General features: G+C 49.5%; 1 pseudogene. It reads right to left on the bottom strand.

Annotated elements, in window-relative coordinates:
• A pseudogene (locus tag LKE08_RS02420) lies at window positions 1-222 on the bottom strand (reverse transcriptase); the annotation flags it as partial.

Below are 222 nucleotides of genomic sequence, written 5' to 3'. Positions count from 1 at the left end.
GGTTCCATTGCCATCTTGACCAAGGCTTGCTTGGCTCTATCTCGAATCGTCGGGATTCCCAGAGGGCGTTTTTCATCGCGTCCGGGTTTTGGTATCCAGACTCTCCGTAGTGGTTTAGCTTTGAAGTTTCCTTTGATTTCCTCACCAAGGGTGAACCTTTGTTTCGGGGATATCGCTATCACTCCATCCACTCCGGCTGTTTTCTTGCCTTGGTTATCTTGG

The sequence above is a fragment of the Lyngbya sp. CCY1209 genome (assembly GCF_035615495.1).
GTDB lineage: Bacteria > Cyanobacteriota > Cyanobacteriia > Cyanobacteriales > Microcoleaceae > Limnospira.
The sequence above is the reverse complement of the archived record's forward strand: the minus strand, read 5'-3'. Positions and strand labels throughout refer to the sequence as shown.